The 17201-nt window shown below is 50.1% G+C and carries 11 protein-coding genes; 9 read left to right on the forward strand and 2 right to left on the reverse strand.

Annotation, left to right across the window (positions count from 1 at the left end):
- The first annotated feature begins 6 nt into the window (after positions 1–6).
- The 8 genes from BMZ56_RS01520 (at position 7) to BMZ56_RS01555 (ending at position 15194) form a co-directional block, all read left to right on the forward strand.
- Positions 7–3066 (forward strand): SusC/RagA family TonB-linked outer membrane protein, encoded by a 3060-nt coding sequence (locus tag BMZ56_RS01520; RefSeq protein ID WP_090623152.1) that lies wholly within the window; start codon positions 7–9, stop codon positions 3064–3066.
- 48 nt (positions 3067–3114) lie between these two features.
- A complete protein-coding gene (locus tag BMZ56_RS01525) occupies positions 3115–4593 on the forward strand; it encodes a sialate O-acetylesterase (protein WP_090623156.1) in 1479 nt (492 codons plus the stop codon).
- Positions 4594–4596: 3 nt separating this feature from the next.
- Positions 4597–5175 (forward strand): RNA polymerase sigma factor, encoded by a 579-nt coding sequence (locus BMZ56_RS01530; protein WP_090623160.1) that lies wholly within the window; start codon positions 4597–4599, stop codon positions 5173–5175.
- A 63-nt stretch (positions 5176–5238) separates the two neighbouring features.
- A complete protein-coding gene (locus BMZ56_RS01535) occupies positions 5239–6405 on the forward strand; it encodes a FecR family protein (protein ID WP_090623163.1) in 1167 nt (388 codons plus the stop codon).
- A 211-nt stretch (positions 6406–6616) separates the two neighbouring features.
- Positions 6617–9910, forward strand: a complete 3294-nt coding sequence (locus tag BMZ56_RS01540; protein WP_218146426.1) for a SusC/RagA family TonB-linked outer membrane protein — start codon at positions 6617–6619, stop codon at positions 9908–9910.
- A gap of 30 nt (positions 9911–9940) precedes the next feature.
- The gene (locus tag BMZ56_RS01545) at positions 9941–11440 is read left to right on the forward strand and encodes a RagB/SusD family nutrient uptake outer membrane protein (RefSeq protein ID WP_090623170.1); all 1500 of its coding nucleotides are present in this window, start codon (positions 9941–9943) and stop codon (positions 11438–11440) included.
- Positions 11441–14026, forward strand: a complete 2586-nt coding sequence (locus tag BMZ56_RS01550; protein ID WP_218146428.1) for a glycoside hydrolase family 38 N-terminal domain-containing protein — start codon at positions 11441–11443, stop codon at positions 14024–14026.
- 7 nt (positions 14027–14033) lie between these two features.
- A complete protein-coding gene (locus BMZ56_RS01555; protein WP_090623175.1) occupies positions 14034–15194 on the forward strand; it encodes a prolipoprotein diacylglyceryl transferase in 1161 nt (386 codons plus the stop codon).
- Positions 15195–15237: 43 nt separating this feature from the next.
- Here BMZ56_RS01555 and BMZ56_RS01560 read toward each other — a convergent pair whose 3' ends face one another.
- Together BMZ56_RS01560 and BMZ56_RS01565 are read right to left on the reverse strand one after the other, a co-directional pair.
- Positions 15238–15798: a DUF6266 family protein gene (locus BMZ56_RS01560; protein ID WP_090623179.1), complete on the reverse strand. Its 561-nt coding sequence runs from the start codon at positions 15796–15798 to the stop codon at positions 15238–15240.
- Between the two features lie 11 nt (positions 15799–15809).
- Positions 15810–16451: a DUF6266 family protein gene (locus tag BMZ56_RS01565; RefSeq protein WP_090623183.1), complete on the reverse strand. Its 642-nt coding sequence runs from the start codon at positions 16449–16451 to the stop codon at positions 15810–15812.
- A gap of 313 nt (positions 16452–16764) precedes the next feature.
- On the opposite strand from BMZ56_RS01565, the gene BMZ56_RS01570 reads away from it, so the two are divergent.
- Entirely contained in the window at positions 16765–17037 is a 273-nt protein-coding gene (locus tag BMZ56_RS01570) for a hypothetical protein (protein ID WP_218146429.1), read from the forward strand.
- Positions 17038–17201 lie beyond the last annotated feature (164 nt).

The raw sequence follows: 17201 nt of genomic DNA on the forward strand, positions 1-17201 counted from the left end.
AAACAAATGAAAAGAAGTATATATCTTTTACTGGTCATGGTTGCAGCACCATGTATCCTCGTTGCACAAACGGTCGTCTCCGGAATTGTGAAAAATGCCGAAGGTCCATTAGCAGGGGTGACGATTTCAGAAAAAGGCAGCAGCCATGCCGCTCAGTCTGACCAAGACGGACGGTTCCGTATTTCGTTGAGCCGCGGTGGGAATGTGTTGGTGTTCAGTAGTGTAGGGTACATCACACAGGAGCGAACGGTTGAAGCGTCGGGAGAATTGGAAGTGATCCTCCAATCCAACGTTCAGGATATCAATGAGGTCGTTGTGGTTGGGTATGGTACAACGAAGAAGCTGACCAGTACCGGCGCGCTGAGTTCAATTAAAGGGGCAGATATCCGGCAAATTCCCACTGCTAACGTGCAGAATACGCTGGCAGGTAGGTTGCCCGGCTTTGTGTCGGTGCAGCGATCGGGACAGCCGGGCAGGGATGCTTCCGATTTTTACATCCGTGGAGTGAGTTCGCTGAATCCGGATGGGAACCAGCCGCTGATCATCGTGGATGACATTGAATACACGTATGAACAATTGTCACAGATCAACGTCAACGAGATCGAGAGCATCTCCATCCTGAAAGACGCATCCACCACCGCAGTGTTTGGTATTAAGGGGGCAAATGGGGTATTGGTGGTGAAAACCCGGCGGGGGGAATCCGGGAAACCGAAGATCAACATCCGCCTGGAATCCGGTGCGCAAAGTCCGGTAACCCGGCTGAAATTCCTGGATGCCTACGAAAGTGCGCTGTTATGGAATGAGGCAATTGCCAACACGGCAGGTGATAACACCAACCAGCCGTTCAGTCCCGAAGCGTTGGAACATTTCCGGCTGGGGGATGCCCCCTATGCCTATCCGGACGTCAATTGGTATGATCGGATATTCAGACCCATGAGCTTTCAGCGGAACAGCAATGTGGATGTAACCGGAGGCAGCGAAAGCATCAAATACTTTATCTCCGGCGGCGCATTTTCCCAGGACGGGAATCTATATAATTTCGAAAATAACGGCGATCAGGTCAATAACAATTACTACTACCGGCGGTTCAACCTGCGGTCCAACCTCGACGTCCAGGCAACCAAAAGCCTGCAACTGCGCCTCGATTTCAGGGCAAACTTCAACCGGATCAATGGGCCCAGGGCCGGAAATATCGTGGGAGAAGTGTTTAATTTCAATAAAATCCGGCCCTGGTCGGCACCCTTTCTCAACCCCAATGGTTCGTACGCCTACGCCGGCGATACGCAAGATCTATCGCCTACCATCAATGCGCGGCTGGCAACAGCGGGCTACCGGTTGGACCGGCGGAACGACCTGAATATCCTGTTTGGAGGTACGCAGGATTTGGATGTGATCACGGAGGGGCTTTCGTTTTCAACCCGAATTGCCTATGCGAGTGTCGAATCCAATGGGCGCGAGCAGGCACGGGATAATTTGCCCGCATACAAGTATTTCCCGGAGACAGATTCCTACCAATTAAAAGGCGGTGCGCCCTATGTGTTAAGCCCGTATACACTCCGTGCTTACCAGGTCGATTACAACAGCCGGGTGAATGTCCAAGCCAACTTTAACTATGTAAAGTCTTTCGGCGAACATCAGATCAATTCGTTACTGCTTTATAACCGGGAATCGTATAACACAAAGGGTGATTTGCAATCCAACTTCGTTAACTGGATTCCCCAGAATTTTCAAGGATTCACCTTCCGGACCGGCTATAACTACAACGAAAAATACCTCGTGGATATCACGGCCGCCTATAACGGATCCGACCGCTTTCAGGCCGATAAGCGGTACGGGTTTTTTCCCGCCGTATCGGTCGGGTATAACCTAGCCAAGGAATCCTTCATCGCTGATAAGTTCGATTTTATCGATCTACTTAAATTGCGCGCCTCATACGGAGTTGTCGGGTCCGACAGGGTGCTTGGCGATCGCTATTTATTCCAGCAGGTTTACAACGTAGGTTCTGGTTATTCGTTCGGGGAGACGCATCAGGGCGTTGGTACGATATCCGAAGGTAACCTGGGCAACAGCAATGTGACCTGGGAAAAGCAAAACTCATTTGATATCGGACTGGATCTGAGTGTCCTGAAGAATCGGTTTTCGCTGGTGGTTGATTATTTCCATAACGTCCGGTATGACCAATTGGTCACTTCCCAGTCTTTGCCTCTTAACATCGGGGTTGGGGTATCGCCCACCAACATCGCGCGTGTCCGGAACCGTGGGGTGGAGTTTGAGCTAAATTACAACGACCACATCGGCGCATTCAACTACAACGTCAAAGGCGTGCTGACGCACTTTAAAAACAAGGTACTCTTCCAGGATGAACCCGCACCGGCTTTTCCATGGCTGCGACTGACGGGCCATCAGGTAGATCAACCCTTGGGTTATGTATTTGACGGATTTTATACCGAAGAGAATCTGGCCGATAGTCCCAAGCCAGCAGGCGGCTATGAAGTGCAACCCGGTGACTTGCTGTATAAGGACCTGAATGACGATGGCGTGATCGATGATTTCGATCGGACTGCCATCGGCCGACCGGACGTACCCAACACCAGCTTTGGATTGACGTTGGGTGGAAGCTACAAAGGATTCAGTTTTAATGTACTGCTGCAAGGGACTACCGGGTATAGCTTCAGCGTCCAGGGAAGCGGCATTGAGCCTTTCCAAAGCCAGTTCCAACCGATTCATCAACAACGGTGGACCCCTGAAACCGCTTCGACAGCCCGGTTTCCCCGGTTGACAACCAACCCAACAACCATTAATAGTCCGTCGTCCTATATGTCTGATTTTTGGTTGATCGATGCGACTTATCTCCGGCTGAAAACCGTTGAGCTAGGCTACCAACTGCCTGACCGTTGGCTGCCCTTCAAGATGAACAACGCACGGCTTTACATGAGTGGTTATAACCTGCTGACGTGGACGAATTATTCGCTGTACCAACAGGATCCGGAAGTTACCTCCAATACCGCAGGGGATGCGTATCAAAATCAGCGGGTAGTCAATTTAGGGATTCAAATCGGGCTGTAATGAAATCGTTCGCTAATGAAATAGCTGTTTTATAAGTGTGTAACGGAAATGAATATAGTAAGAATTTTAATTTGTTACCTTTTTTTATTCCCAACCGGCAGTTTTGCTGCGGTGGTTGACAGTTTGCGCATAGCAGACGCGCTGCAAAGTAATATGGTGATCCAGCAAAACCGGCCGTTCAAGGTTTGGGGAAAGGCTGATCCGGGTGGAAAAGTTGGTATCCATGCCGATTGGCTCCCGGCTCCAACGGAAGTTTATGCGGATGCAAATGGCAATTTCATGGGGATCATTCCGGTGCCAAAAGTAGAAAAAGGCGACTTTACGCCACACCGTATGGGTGTCACTGCGGGCGACGAACAGGTTGAATTGAGCAACCTGTTGATCGGCGACGTTTGGATTTGCAGTGGCCAATCCAACATGCAGTTTTCCGTCAGGGAGATGAAGGGCGCCGAACAGGTCATTTCCACAGCCGATCAACCGCATATCCGGTTATTGAATGTCGCGCTTAATTTCAGCGAAACGCCCCTGGAAAATTTCAAGGGCAGCTGGCAAACCTGTTCTCCGGAGTCGGTTGCGGGATTCAGCGCGGTGGGGTATTCATTTGGTAAAAAGCTGCTTGACAACCTGAATATTCCCATCGGTTTGGTATTTACCGGGATTGGTGCGTCGAGTGTCCAAGCGTACATCCCGAAAGCGGATTTAGCGGCCGATACGATGCTCAACCGGGTGTATTTGCAACCGTATTTGGCGGATCCGAAATCAACCGAACCGGTAGATGGCGGCTTCTCGTTTGAAAAGGTCATGCGGCCTTATCTTTTATACAATGCCATGGTTCATCCGCTTATCAATCTTTCCATCAAAGGAGTTGTCTGGTACCAGGGCGAAGCCAACCACTTGGAAAGAGCAAGTTACGTGCGGGCGACCCAAACGATGATCAACAGTTGGCGACGGGACTTTTCACAGGGCCAGTTACCCTTTTATTATGTGCAGATAGCGCCATTTTTCCATGATAAAGAAGACCCTGCGCTTGCATTTGACGCTTATTTCAGGGAAGCACAGGAAAAAATAGCCACCCTTAACAATACGTATATGGTAAGTACCCTGGACGTTGGCGAAGCCAGGGATCTGCATCCGAAAAACAAAAAGCCCGTTGGTGAACGGCTGGCTGCCGTTGCGCTCAACCGGGCATATAATCAGTTGGACGTGGTGTATCAGGGGCCCGTGGTAGACGAAGTGGAAGTTGCGGGTAGCACGGCGTATGTTTCCTTTAAACCCGAAACGCTGGGAACCGGCCTTCAAACAAACGACGGGCAATCGCCTCAATTTTTCTATGTGGCGGGAGATGACCGGGTTTTCTATCCCGCAAAAGCGCATATCGAGGGCAGCCGCATTGTCGTGGAAAGCAATAACGTAACCCGCATCGCCGCCGTGCGGTACGCCTTTTTTAACTATCCGGTAACGAATCTGGAAAACAAAGAGAGCTTTCCGGCCCTTCCTTTCCGGACCGATACGTGGGAAGAAGAATGATCGATGAATACGTTAGGTGCCAACGAAGAAGGAAAACTGCTGCACAGGTTGCGGAAAGGGGATCGGACGGCATTTGAGATTATTTACCGCGGATATGGCGAGCTTTTGTATAGCCATGCGGGTCGACACCTGGACGATCAGGAAGAAGCGAAAGATATCATCCACGACGTCTTTTTTAATCTATGGCAAAATAGAGAAACGCTGCACATCCGGGAAAACCTGAAAGCATACCTCTATCAATCGGTCAGGAACCGGGTGATTAACCATCAACTCAAAAGCAGGCGGGCGGATAGGTACATTCGCTCGTTTCAGCATTTTCTCGAGAAAGGGCAGGCAGATACGGATTTCCGGGTACGGGAAAGCATGCAGACCGAATTAATTGAACGGGAAATATCGTCGCTACCCAATAAAATGCGAACCGTTTTCGAGCTCAGCCGAAAGGAAGGTCTCTCGCATAAAGAAATTGCCAAGCAGCTCAACATAACCGAACAGAGTGTACGGAGCCATGTCAAAGGCGCCCTGAAAATTTTACGTGTCCGGTTAAGCATTGTTATTTTATTGGTCTCTATGATAGTGATTTAAAAAAAATGATTCTTTATTTTACCCCCCAACATCCCGTTGGATTGTCTCCACCCAATATAAACCTTGAAGGAGACAAGACAGTTGAAAGACAAGCAAGATCGTAAAGCCAAAGATATCCTACGCAGGTATGTAAAAGGCCGGTGTACCGACGAAGAGCGGGCATGGGTAGAAGAATGGTATCACGAAAGCGGCCATTCGACGGCTGAGTTGGATCCGGATTTGGCAGGAAAGCATCTTGCTGAAGTTTGGTCGGCGCTTGAGCACGAGACCGCGGGCCGGCGGGTTTTGTCCCTTCGGAAAATTGTGTCCATCGCGGCGACCCTGGTCGCGATACTGGGGGTCAGTAGCTGGTATGCCGGAAGGCATGCCGGTGGGAAGACCGAACCGACCGTAGCACACGCACAACAACCCATACAAGCCGGAAGGGACCAGGCGTTGCTCACCCTTGCAGATGGACGTACCATTCATTTGGATAGCGTTGCCGTGGGAGATCACCTTGCAGGGGACGGAATCAGCCTCATGAAGACGGACAACGGGACGTTATCGTATAGCATAGCGGCAAATTCCGGCGATGAAGCCACCGGAAAGTACAACACGATATCGACACCCAAAGGCGGGCAATTCAAAATTATCTTACCCGATCATTCGGTCGTGTGGATCAACGCGGCTTCCTCGCTTCGGTTCCCCGTTGCCTTTACCGGAGCAACGCGAATGGTGGAATTGGAAGGAGAAGGATATTTTGAAGTGGAACACGATGATACCAAGCCGTTCATTGTCGTTTCCGGAAATCAGCGGACAATTGTTAAAGGTACCAAGTTCAACCTAACGGCCTACCCCGACGATCCGCGTCAGGTGACCACGCTGTTGGAAGGATCTGTACTGGTGAAAACCGGAGAAAGCCAATTACGTGGGGATGAGGTTTTGCTTCATCCCAATGAGCAGGCGGTTCTGCACAACGAACGCATCACCACATCCAGAATCGATGCCCTGGCGGCCATCGCCTGGAAAAACGGCAAGTTCGTGTACAACAATACGCCGCTGGAGGCCATCATGAAACAGCTCGCGCGGTGGTACGATGTCGAAATCGTCTACCGGGAAGCGGTCAAGGAAATTACGTTTACCGGTTCGATATCACGGTTTGAAAACATCGAGGATGTTTTACGCAAGATTTCCCTTACGGAAAGTGTACGATTTGAAATCAACGAAAGGAGGATTATGGTACGACATTAAGGGCCTGTTTGCTGTACCTTTTCAAAAAAAGCCGGATTCCGATTGCGGCGGAGCCCGGCATATCATCAAGGCACGGTTAGCTGAACAAACTATACAATGGATCTATATAATTTACATTTAACCCCTTAACTGATTCAAAGATATGAATTTTTACCATCAAGCGATTGGATGGTTAGCCTGTATCCATCCAACGGCTGCAAAAAGGATCATTATGAGAATTAACCTCGTGTCATTAGCGCTGCTTGTCGGGATGCTGCAATTGCAAGCGTATGACCTAAAGGCACAGAAACTGACACTGAATGTCAATCAGTTACCTTTGGAAAGTGTACTCAGGGAAATAGCGAGGCAAACCGCCTACGACTTCCTGTATAATGCCCAACAGTTAAAAAACAACGCGGTACCGGTCTCCATCAACGGAAGTAACATTCCGCTGGATGAAATGCTGGTCAGGATTTTTGAAAAACAACCCCGTTTAGGGTACGTCATCGATCAGAAAACCGTGGTGATCAAGCCCAAAAAAGAAGCCGCTCAGCCGGCGGAACCCACTGTCGTACAGCAGCGGACCGTCAGCGGCCGCGTAACGGACGAAATGGGAACCCCGTTGACGGGCGTCAGTATCCTCGTAAAAGGCAGCGGACGGGGAACCAGTACTTCCGAAGCGGGAACGTATTCGATCGACGTCGGTGAATCCGACCAGACGCTGGTGTTTTCCTACATCGGGTATGCCGAGCAGGAGGTACCCATCGCCGGAAAGCGCGAAGCGAATGTGGTGCTGCAAGCACAAAGCAGCGACCTGGAAGAAGTGGTGGTGGTAGGTTACGGAACCATGTTGAAGCAGAACCTATCAACGGCGGTGAGTACGATCGATGCTTCGAAGCTGACGGAGCGGCCTACGACCTCCAATGTATTGCAGGGCATGGCGGGAAAGATCCCGGGGGTGAGCATCAGCCTCAATTCCGGGGCACCGGGCGGAAGCCCGGCCATCAAAATCCGCGGTACCGGCTCGTTAAACTCCGATAACGAACCGCTGTATGTGGTCGATGGGGTCGTGGGGGTAAACCCGGATGTGGTGGATCCCAATGTGATCAAGTCCATCGATGTATTGAAAGATGCCACTTCCTCGGCCATCTATGGATCGAGAGGGGCCAACGGTGTCGTGGTCATCACCACAAAGGAAGGTCGGAAGAATGGCACGACGATCTCCTACAATACCGCCGTGTCGGCGGCAACGCTGGCCCGTGAAGTGGATGTATTGGATGCTTATGAAAGTTTGGAAGTCTTCAAACGGGCTTATGAGTACGCCCCGGGACGGATTGCGCCTCATTTGGATCCGGATAACGATTTTGCGCGGAAAGATGATCTGTTCAACCCCGATGGTACGCCCAAATATAATACCAATTGGCAGAAAGTCACCACCCGCACAGCGATGCCCCACCAGCATTCGCTGACATTTTCGGGCGGAACCGATAAACTGACCGTGGCGGCCAATGTTTCGTACCGCGACAACCAAGGGATTATGCGCAACACCTACGAAAAGCAACTGAATGGTTTTGTAAACCTGAACTGGGACGTGAAGGAGTGGTTTCACCTGCAGGCGGTTGTCAATTTAGGAAGCAACAACGGCCGCAATTCTGAAAACAGTATTTCCCGGTACATGCTGGAATACCTGCCTTTCCTGCCGGTACGGTATCCCGATGGCACCTATTCCCGGAAAGGGGACTATCCGGGCGCTGAGGATGCCGAGAATCCGGTGAAGATATTGGATCAGCGCGAATCCTATTCGAAAAAGCAATACAACCTGACCAACCTCATCGGCACATTCAAGATATCGCCGAAACTGAAATTAACAACCAGTTTCAGCAAGCAGGAGGGGGCCGACATGACATCGTTCTACGCCCCGAGTACGCTGTGGGGATATGGCAGCACCCAAAACGGACGGGCAGAACGGGGGCATACGGTTCATAATTCGTGGACCAACGAAGACTACCTGACTTACGATGATCAATGGGGAAATCACAACCTGAATGTGGTCGGCGGGGTTAGCTGGTACTACGACCAAAGTACGTTTTCCAACGTCGGTACCGAAAATTTCTTCGATGATTTCTTTAAATATTACAACCTGGGGGTAGGAACGGTGCGTTCCATGGCTGGGTCAGGATACGACGATAGCAAGATGAACTCGTACTATGCCCGGGCCAACTACAATTACGACAACCGGTATATTGTTGGCGCTTCCTTCCGGTACGACGGGTCGTCGCGATTCGGGGCCAATAACAAATACGGGTTTTTCCCTTCCTTTTCTGCGGCATGGCTGCTTTCTAACGAAGAATTTTTCTCGTCCATTAAACCCACCGTTGAAAACCTGAAACTCCGCATGAGCTACGGGATCGTGGGCAATGCCGGGATCGGCAACTATTCAACCATGGCCCGGTATGGAAATTCCCTGTTGCCGTTCAACAAAGATCTCCATACCGTCGTCACCTTGCAGGAGATGAGCAACCCGGATTTGAAGTGGGAACGTTCTAACCAATTCGACGCGGGATTGGACGTTTCGATGTTCAACGGGCGTATCGAATTTGTGGCCGATTTTTATAATAAAATTACATCAGACCTGCTGTACCGGCTGCAACTGCCTTCGACCACCGGATATGAATCGTCCATGACCAACCTGGGAAAAATCCGTAACCGCGGACTCGAGTTGGGCCTGACGACGCGCAATATCCAAACGCCCGATTTCTTATGGACTACCTCGGTTAACTATTCGATGAACCGGTCGATGGTGATCGATATCGACGGCAACATCATCGGTAAATGGGGCGGGCGTATTGTGGAAGGGCGTCCGCTGAACCAGTTTTATGGATATGTGCGTTTGGGAACCTGGGGCGTCGATGAGGCGGCAGAAGCCGCCAAGTACAATAAAAAGCCCGGTGATCTGAAATATTTAGACAGAAATGGAAACGGGCAGAAGGATGGCGACGACCAGGATTTTCTGGGCAGTGGTACCCCGAAATTTGAAATGAACCTGGCCAACAACATTTCATACAAAGGGTTTACGTTCTTGTTTGATCTGCATGCCCTATATGGGAATCAGGTCATCAATTTTACCCGTCAATTGATGGAAAACCGGGTGACGTTCTCGAATTCCTATGGCGGTATTTTGGAGAATGCATGGACACCGGATCATCAAAATGCGATGGTTGCCAGCCTGCGTTTGCCGGGCGATGGCTATGAAAACGATGTGGATTCCCACAGTGCCGAACCCGGTTCGTTCCTGCGGGTACGAAATGTAGGGCTGCGGTATGATTTTGAGAACGACATCCTGAACAAGTGGCGTATCCAAACCCTGTCGCTGGGTCTGAACGTGGAAAACGCACTCCTGTTTACGAAGTACAGCGGCGGCGATCCCGAAGTAACGAGTTACGACCCGGTGTTTGAACAGGGCGTAGACTTTTACACGTATCCCAAACCACGCACGTACTCCTTTACATTGGGGGTCAGTTTTTAACGGAAGGTTTAATTTCAATTGTAAAAGAACATGAAGAAGATCATATTTCGAATAACCGGTTTACTCATCTGGTCTGTCGCAATGGTATCCTGTAGTGAGTTTTTGGAAGAAAAGCCAAAGACATTTCTGAGCCCTTCGCAATATTATACATCCGAAAACCAGATACAAGCCGCGGTGGAGGGAACGTACGAAGGCCTTTCCCGATTGTTGGGATCCGACCTGGAAATCGCCACCGTCCGCCTGTTTAACCTGGAATACATCGTCGGAAACAGTTACCGTCCGCGCTCCGCCGGAAGTCAGGAAAACCAGTTTTTGCTGCTGTCGGGAATGGATGAAAATAACAGCATTCTCCGGGAGATGTGGCGTGCCGTTTATTTTCCGGTAGAAAATTGCAACAGCGTCATCGAAAATGTCGAAGCAACCGATATCATCAACGACGCCACAAAAAACCGGTATCTGGGACAGGTATACTTTTTACGGGCATATTACTACTTTATGGGCGTACAGCTGTTTGGCGATATCCCATTGAAAATTGAGCCCACCCGGGATCTGGCCGATGTCCACATCCCGAAGACGCCCAAAGCGGAGATCTATAACCAGATTGTTTCCGACTTGCAGCAGGCAGAAGCATCGGGTCTGCCGTGGACAGACGATGGCGGCTATGTGAATATGGGGGCCGTCAAAACGTTGTTGGCCAAGGTATACCTTACCATGGCGGGATACCCCCTTCAAGCCGGAAACGAATATTACCAAAAAGCGTACGAAACGTCAAAAGAGGTCATTGAAAGTGGACAGTTCCGTCTTTTTGACAACTACCAGGATCTTCGGGCCATCAACAACGAAAACCGCGGTGAGCACATTTTCATGATCCAGCGGGAAGCCCAAAATGCCGGATCGCCTTTCCATTTCGGTCTGATGCCTTACCCCGAGGCCCCCATCTCCGTCAATCCGAGCTTTGGTGGTGGAATGGCGCCGCTGAAGGTTTTTTATGACAGCTATGACGATGGCGACCGCCGGAAAGCGGAGCAGGCGTTCTTCTACACAAAGCGCCCGAAAAGCGGCGATCCGTCGACTACTATTTCATTGAACACACCGTACCTCAATAAATATTGGGACGATGAAGCGGAGAAAACTTCGAAAAGTGGAGCGAACATTCCGATTTACCGTTATGCGGACGTACTTTTGCTATGTGCGGAAGCCAAAGCCCTGGCCGATGGGGGGACCACCAGCGATGCGGCAGCGGTGGATGCGTATTACGCCGTAAACCACCGGGCCTTTCCGGCAGCAACCCGGCCATCGTCGGTTACGGCAGATGGGGTTTTGAAAGAACGGTTCCTCGAGCTATGTTTTGAATTCCAAAACTGGTATGATATGCTGCGGACCCACAAAACCTATGATCCTGCGAGCAGAAGCATCGTCGACTTGTTGGGGTACAAGGCACCGAACCATGAATTTCCGTTTAAGGAATCGGATCTGATCTTCCCGGTTCCCCTGCGGGAGAAGGAATTGAATCCGCTATTAGAAGAATAAATGATGAAGAAACAATCGCTAGTTATATTCCTTTGTTGTCTGCTGAGTACCCAATTTTCGGCGGTGGCTCAGGAAGCTTATTTCATAGATGGGTATCATGGCGGTGTCTATGGGCATTACCCGCTGGGGCAGACCGATTTTATTACGAAAATGCTGAAGAAGCATCCCGATTGGGATATCAACCTGGAAGTCGAACCCGAAACGTGGGATGTGGTGAAATTGCGTGACCCGGCGGCTTACGAAGCATTCCAAAAACTATTTGAAGACCAGTCGGTCAGCACCGGACGGATTGAATACGTCAATCCTACCTATGCGCAGAGTTATCTTTTCGCCACCTCCGGTGAAAGCAACATCCGGCAATTCTCCTACGGCATGGCGTTGCTCCGGGAACATTTTCCGTCGGCCGTATTTACCACCTACTCCAGCGAAGAGCCCTGCTTTACCAGTTCGCTTCCCTACATCCTGAAATCGTTTGGATTCAAATACGCCTCAACCAAAAACCCCAACACCATGTGGGGCGGTTACACCCGGGCGTTCGGGGGCGAGTTGGTCAACTGGATCGGTCCCGACGGCACCGCCATCACGACGGTGCCCCGGTATGCCAACGAAGACCTCCAACCCGGATCGACGTGGCAGAGCATCGCCTGGTATAACAGCAAGGACTATATCCGGAAATCGTTTGACGCGGGAATCCAACATCCGGTAGGGATGACCATCCAGGATGCCGCCTGGAGCCACGGATGGGCAAAGGGGCCATGGCTGGGGCAGGATACCACTAAATTTTATACCCCTACACGGTATACAACCTGGCGCGACTATTTCGCCAACTATTCCATCGGCACGCCCGATGAAGATTGGCATTTTAGTCAGGAAGATGTCCTGACCAGTTTGGTATGGGGGAGTGAAGTGATGAATACGCTTGCGCAGGAGGTCAGAGGGGCAGAGAATACGATTGTACAGGCCGAAAAGATGGCGGCGTTTGCTTCACTCGTGGAAAACACGCCCTGGCCGGAAAAGCTTATAGACGAAGGGTGGATTAAATTACTACTTTCACAGCATCACGATTGCTGGATCGTACCTTATAACAATCTTCAGGGTGGACGCACCTGGGCCGATCACGTAACCGAGTGGACCGGAGTGACCCATCAGAATAGCCAGGTGGTGATTGATCGATCGCTGAGAGCCCTGAATGGAAAAAGCGGACAAAATGCGGTTCGGTTGTTCAACACCTTGGCGGTCGACCGCGACGAGATCGCGCGCGTGAAAGTGCCTTCGAATTGGGTCCGTTCATCTTGGGAGGTGATCGATCCGCAAGGTAAGGCGCATCCCACACAGCTGGTCAAAGAAGATGGAAACACCTGGCTATTGTTCCGGGCACACGTTCCCTCCTTTGGCTATTCCACCTACACCATCCGGGAGGGAAAAGCAACCGCCAACGATGCATTATCGTACCGTCAGGAAAAGGGTAAATACGTGCTCGAAAGCGATCTATACCGGCTCGTTATCAATCCAGAAAAAGGTGGCGTGATCGAAAGCCTGATTGCCAAAAAGCTCAACAACAAAGAGTATGTAGACGCTTCGAGCAGCTGGCACTTCAATGAGCTCAAAGGTTACTTCGGCGAACAGTCAACCTTTATATCCAGTGCCGACCAGCCTGCCCGCATACGGGTGGTGGAACATGGGCCGTTGATGCTTCAACTGGCAATCGATGGGATGATCGGCGAACACCCCTTTACCCAAACCATCTGGCTTCAGCAAAACGAAGAAAAAATAAACATGGGCGTATTTATCGATTGGCAGCGCAACGAGGCCATCGGAGAAGCTGGCATTCCGTTCAGTGCCGAAAACCCGAGGAAGGCATTTTATGACGATCGTTATAAACTGCTGGTTTGTTTTCCGGCAGCTATTAGCGATCAGCAAATTTACAAGGATGCGCCTTTCGATGTGACTAAAAGTCAATTGGAAAATACGTATTTCAATCGGTGGGACGAGATCAAGCATAACATTTTGCTGAACTGGGTGGATCTCGGAAGCAACAGCAAAGACAATAGTTTGGCCCTGTTTACCGACCATACCACCAGTTATGTGCACGGAAGCGATCATCCGTTGGCGCTTACCCTGCAATATTCGGGTAGGGGACTGTGGGGCAGGGATTATACCATCACGGGTCCTACGGATATCTCGTACAGTTTGCTGCCGCATGCGGGCCAGTGGGACGACGACCGGATTTGGACCCGGAGTGAACGCACAAACGAGCCGCTGGTAGCCACCTTGGTTGACGCTGGGGCCGATGACGTAGCGCAGCAATCGTATTTTTCCATCGAGGACCATGCGTATGAGTTGGTATCCATGGAAATGAAAGGAGCTGACCTCTACATCCGGCTCTTCAATGCACAAAGCGATGAAGCCAACAAACAAATCACATTTGGCGGAAAGGCGGATAAGATAGCATGGGTGGAGTTAAGCGGTGAGGTTTCCGAGCAAGCGAAATATGCGACCGCAGAAGACCATGCGACGGCCATCACGGCCCATATTCCCCGCTTCGGTATCCGAACCCTCAAACTCAGCAACGTGAAAATAGAATGATCCGATCATGTTCCCGTTGATCTCATCGCTATTCAATTATTTATTCGGCACGGATTTCTCCTGGCCGATACCCACTTTTGGATTTTTCGTAACGCTATCGTTTATACTTTCCTATTGGGTATTCCATATTGAGTTTGGTCGTAAGGAACGGGAAGGCCTGATCAATGCCTTTGAAGAGCGGGTAGACACGGGGATGCGATCTAACGTGTTCATCGGTTTGGGTTATGGCCTGCTGGGCTTTTTGATCGGATTTAAAGGCGGCGGAATATTTCTCGCGTATGATTCGTTCCGCAGTAATCCGCTTCACTGGCTGTTTTCAGGTCGCGGCAGTTGGGTTGCCGGTATGGTGTTATCGGTGTTGTTGGTTCTTTTCTTATTTCTTATACAACGGAAAGCACTCCTGGGGCCGGGCCGGGAGGCGACACGCACGGTGAGACCCAGGAACCTGTTGCCCACCATGCTGCTGTGGGCAGGGTTGACGGGTTTTTTGGGTGCGAGAATCTTTCATGTATTTGAGGATGGTCAGCTTTTCCGGACGCAGACCTTTATGGAATTATTGGATTCGGGTGGACTGACGTTCTGGGGTGGACTGTTTTTCGGTGCAGCGAGTTATTTCTATATCGGTATCCGGAAGGGAATGGATTGGAAGCACTTGGCGGATATTGGCTCGTTGGGAATGCTGGTGGCTTACGGCGTAGGCCGGATTGGGTGCCATCTCTCCGGCGACGGGGATTGGGGTATCGTGAATAGCTACGAAAAGCCTGTTGAATGGCTGCCGCAATGGGCGTGGTCATTCCGGTTTCCGCACAATGTGCTTAATCAGGGAGAATACATACCCGGCTGTTCGGGTATGTATTGCTCCATACTGCCTCATGGTGTATTTCCGACTTCATTGTATGAATCCGTGACGATACTGCTTGCCTTTTGCGTACTCTGGTTTGTGAGGAAAAACATCAAAGTTCCCGGGATGATGTTTGCAATTTATCTGTTTGTGGTCGGCATTGAGCGATTTCTGATTGAATTTATACGCGTTAACTACCAATTCGATGTAGGGGGTATTGCGTTGTCAGAAGCGCAGTTAATCAGCCTCGGGCTTCTGTTATTAGCGGCGTTCGTTGGCGGGTACCTGTTCATGAAAAACGGAGCCAAACGGCGTTTGGTCAGGTGATCACCGGAGTCTTTCACACCGAGACGCATCTTGCAAGACCCGATCAAGGCTCAATGTATCCCACGTACACACTCTTACTGTATTGCTTTTTGCTGGTGCTGTGCACGAAAAGGTAGGCATGAAACGGTGCTGTCTGCAACTGCGGGGGCAGGTCCACTTTGATATACCCTTCCGTGCGGGTACAGGTGATCGGGTTGCGGCCGGCGACACCCGCCTCCGGACTGTACGCCACCAGCACGACCTCATCCGCGGCTTTTGCCAGTGGGTTCTCTTCGCTGGAAAAATAGATTTCAAGCACCTCAGGCCCGAGCGCCACGTCCTGTATGTCCACAGATGGAAGCATTCCCATGCTGATTGCCACACGGTCGGGCACGATCCGCTGATCGGGATACTGTCCCTCGATTGCATCTTGTATCAGCTTTTTGAGTGCCTGACCAAAAGCCTTGCTTTTGTTGCCCTTACCGTAACCCAGCCAGGTTTCGGCGATGATGGAACGCAGCGGATTGAGGAACGCCATCGCCAGGCGCAGCCGCTGTTGCACGGCAAGTTTGCCATACGATTTCTCCTTTACTTTCGGCTTGCTCTTGTCATAGAAAAAATCCATTGCTTCTGGGGTTAAGCTTCCGCATCTGTCAACGGAATGTATTCAGTGCGCGAAACCTGTTTTTTCCTGCTATCGGCGAAGAACAGCCATACATGTAGCTCGTTTCCCTTCATGGCTTCTCCAAACGAGATGAATACCTCTCCTTCATGCCGCAGTGCGGTTTCGCAGCGGAGCAAATCTAACGAAACGCTGTAGGCGATTGCGTAGCCCGCGTCGTCCATGGCACCACCTACACCGTATGTTTTGGGGTTCCATACGACTTTGACTCCATCGTGGGTCAATATTGCCTTTTCCGCCCCTGCGGTGAACAGCGATCCATGGCTAAATTTCAGGGCCGGGTAGTTGAGCGTGACCTGGTCGTCCTCCACCATGAATGCGTGATCATAGTTGTAGCTAAAGGCAATGTTTTTCGCGGTAGCCCGGCTGGTAAGACCACGGAAGCCGATATCAAGTACGGGGCCAATTGGCATAAAAAAGCGGTTGAGCAGCTTGAACTTGTGATGCTGCACGGCTTGCTTTTCCGAAGGCTTCGACTTGGTGCGCTTGACTTTGTACATTCCCTTCATGTAAGAGATGTTTCGCCAGCGGCTACCAATCACGCTACCTACTTTGCCTTTGAACGGCCCATTTATACCTTCTTTGAAAGTTGCCATATGCTTATCAATTGGTTATCAATCCGTTTCCAAGAGCAATTTTATAACATTTCGAGAAGTGTTCCAAATTATTTCGATATAAAGATTATATAATTTATTAGTAATTATTATATTTATAATATGAATTTAATATATGTTATAGTAATTTTATTGTAATTAAGACTATAAAAAGACGATGAAAAGACAGTAAAAAGACTATAAATTTCAATTATATTATCTAAATTTTATAGATTTTCATCTATTTTTTTCTAAAAGAATTCTTTATCACTTCTCATCGGCTTTTCGGAAGCCAGCCGTAAATCCACCAAATCTGGTGCATCACTTATATGTCGAGCAGGCTTTGTTGCTTTTACTAAACCTGCAAGGTCTGGATGGCGAAACATTCAACGTTGCGGATGATGCACCCATCACGCTTTACGAGTTGGCAGACTCATTTGGAAGCGCAGCCGATACTTTTGACGCGGAGGAAACGCCATTAAAAGATCCTTTTGAAGGTATATTGGACGTCTCCAAGCTAAGGAAGAGAACCGGATTCAGACCTTTGGTGCCAAGCTATTATGTGGCTCGTGATCTTGATATTTTATAAAAGCTAACGTTCAGGGAGAGGCTTTGGAATCATGATGAACAGAACCGCTAACGATATTAGATAGGGTAGGCAGTAAAGCAAAGCGTAAAAATCCATCGCGCAGGTAACATATACCGTAAATACCAGGGGCAATCCGAACGACCCTGCTAACGCGTGCCAAAGCT

The organism is Parapedobacter indicus (assembly GCF_900113765.1).
Taxonomy (GTDB): Bacteria; Bacteroidota; Bacteroidia; order Sphingobacteriales; family Sphingobacteriaceae; genus Parapedobacter; species Parapedobacter indicus.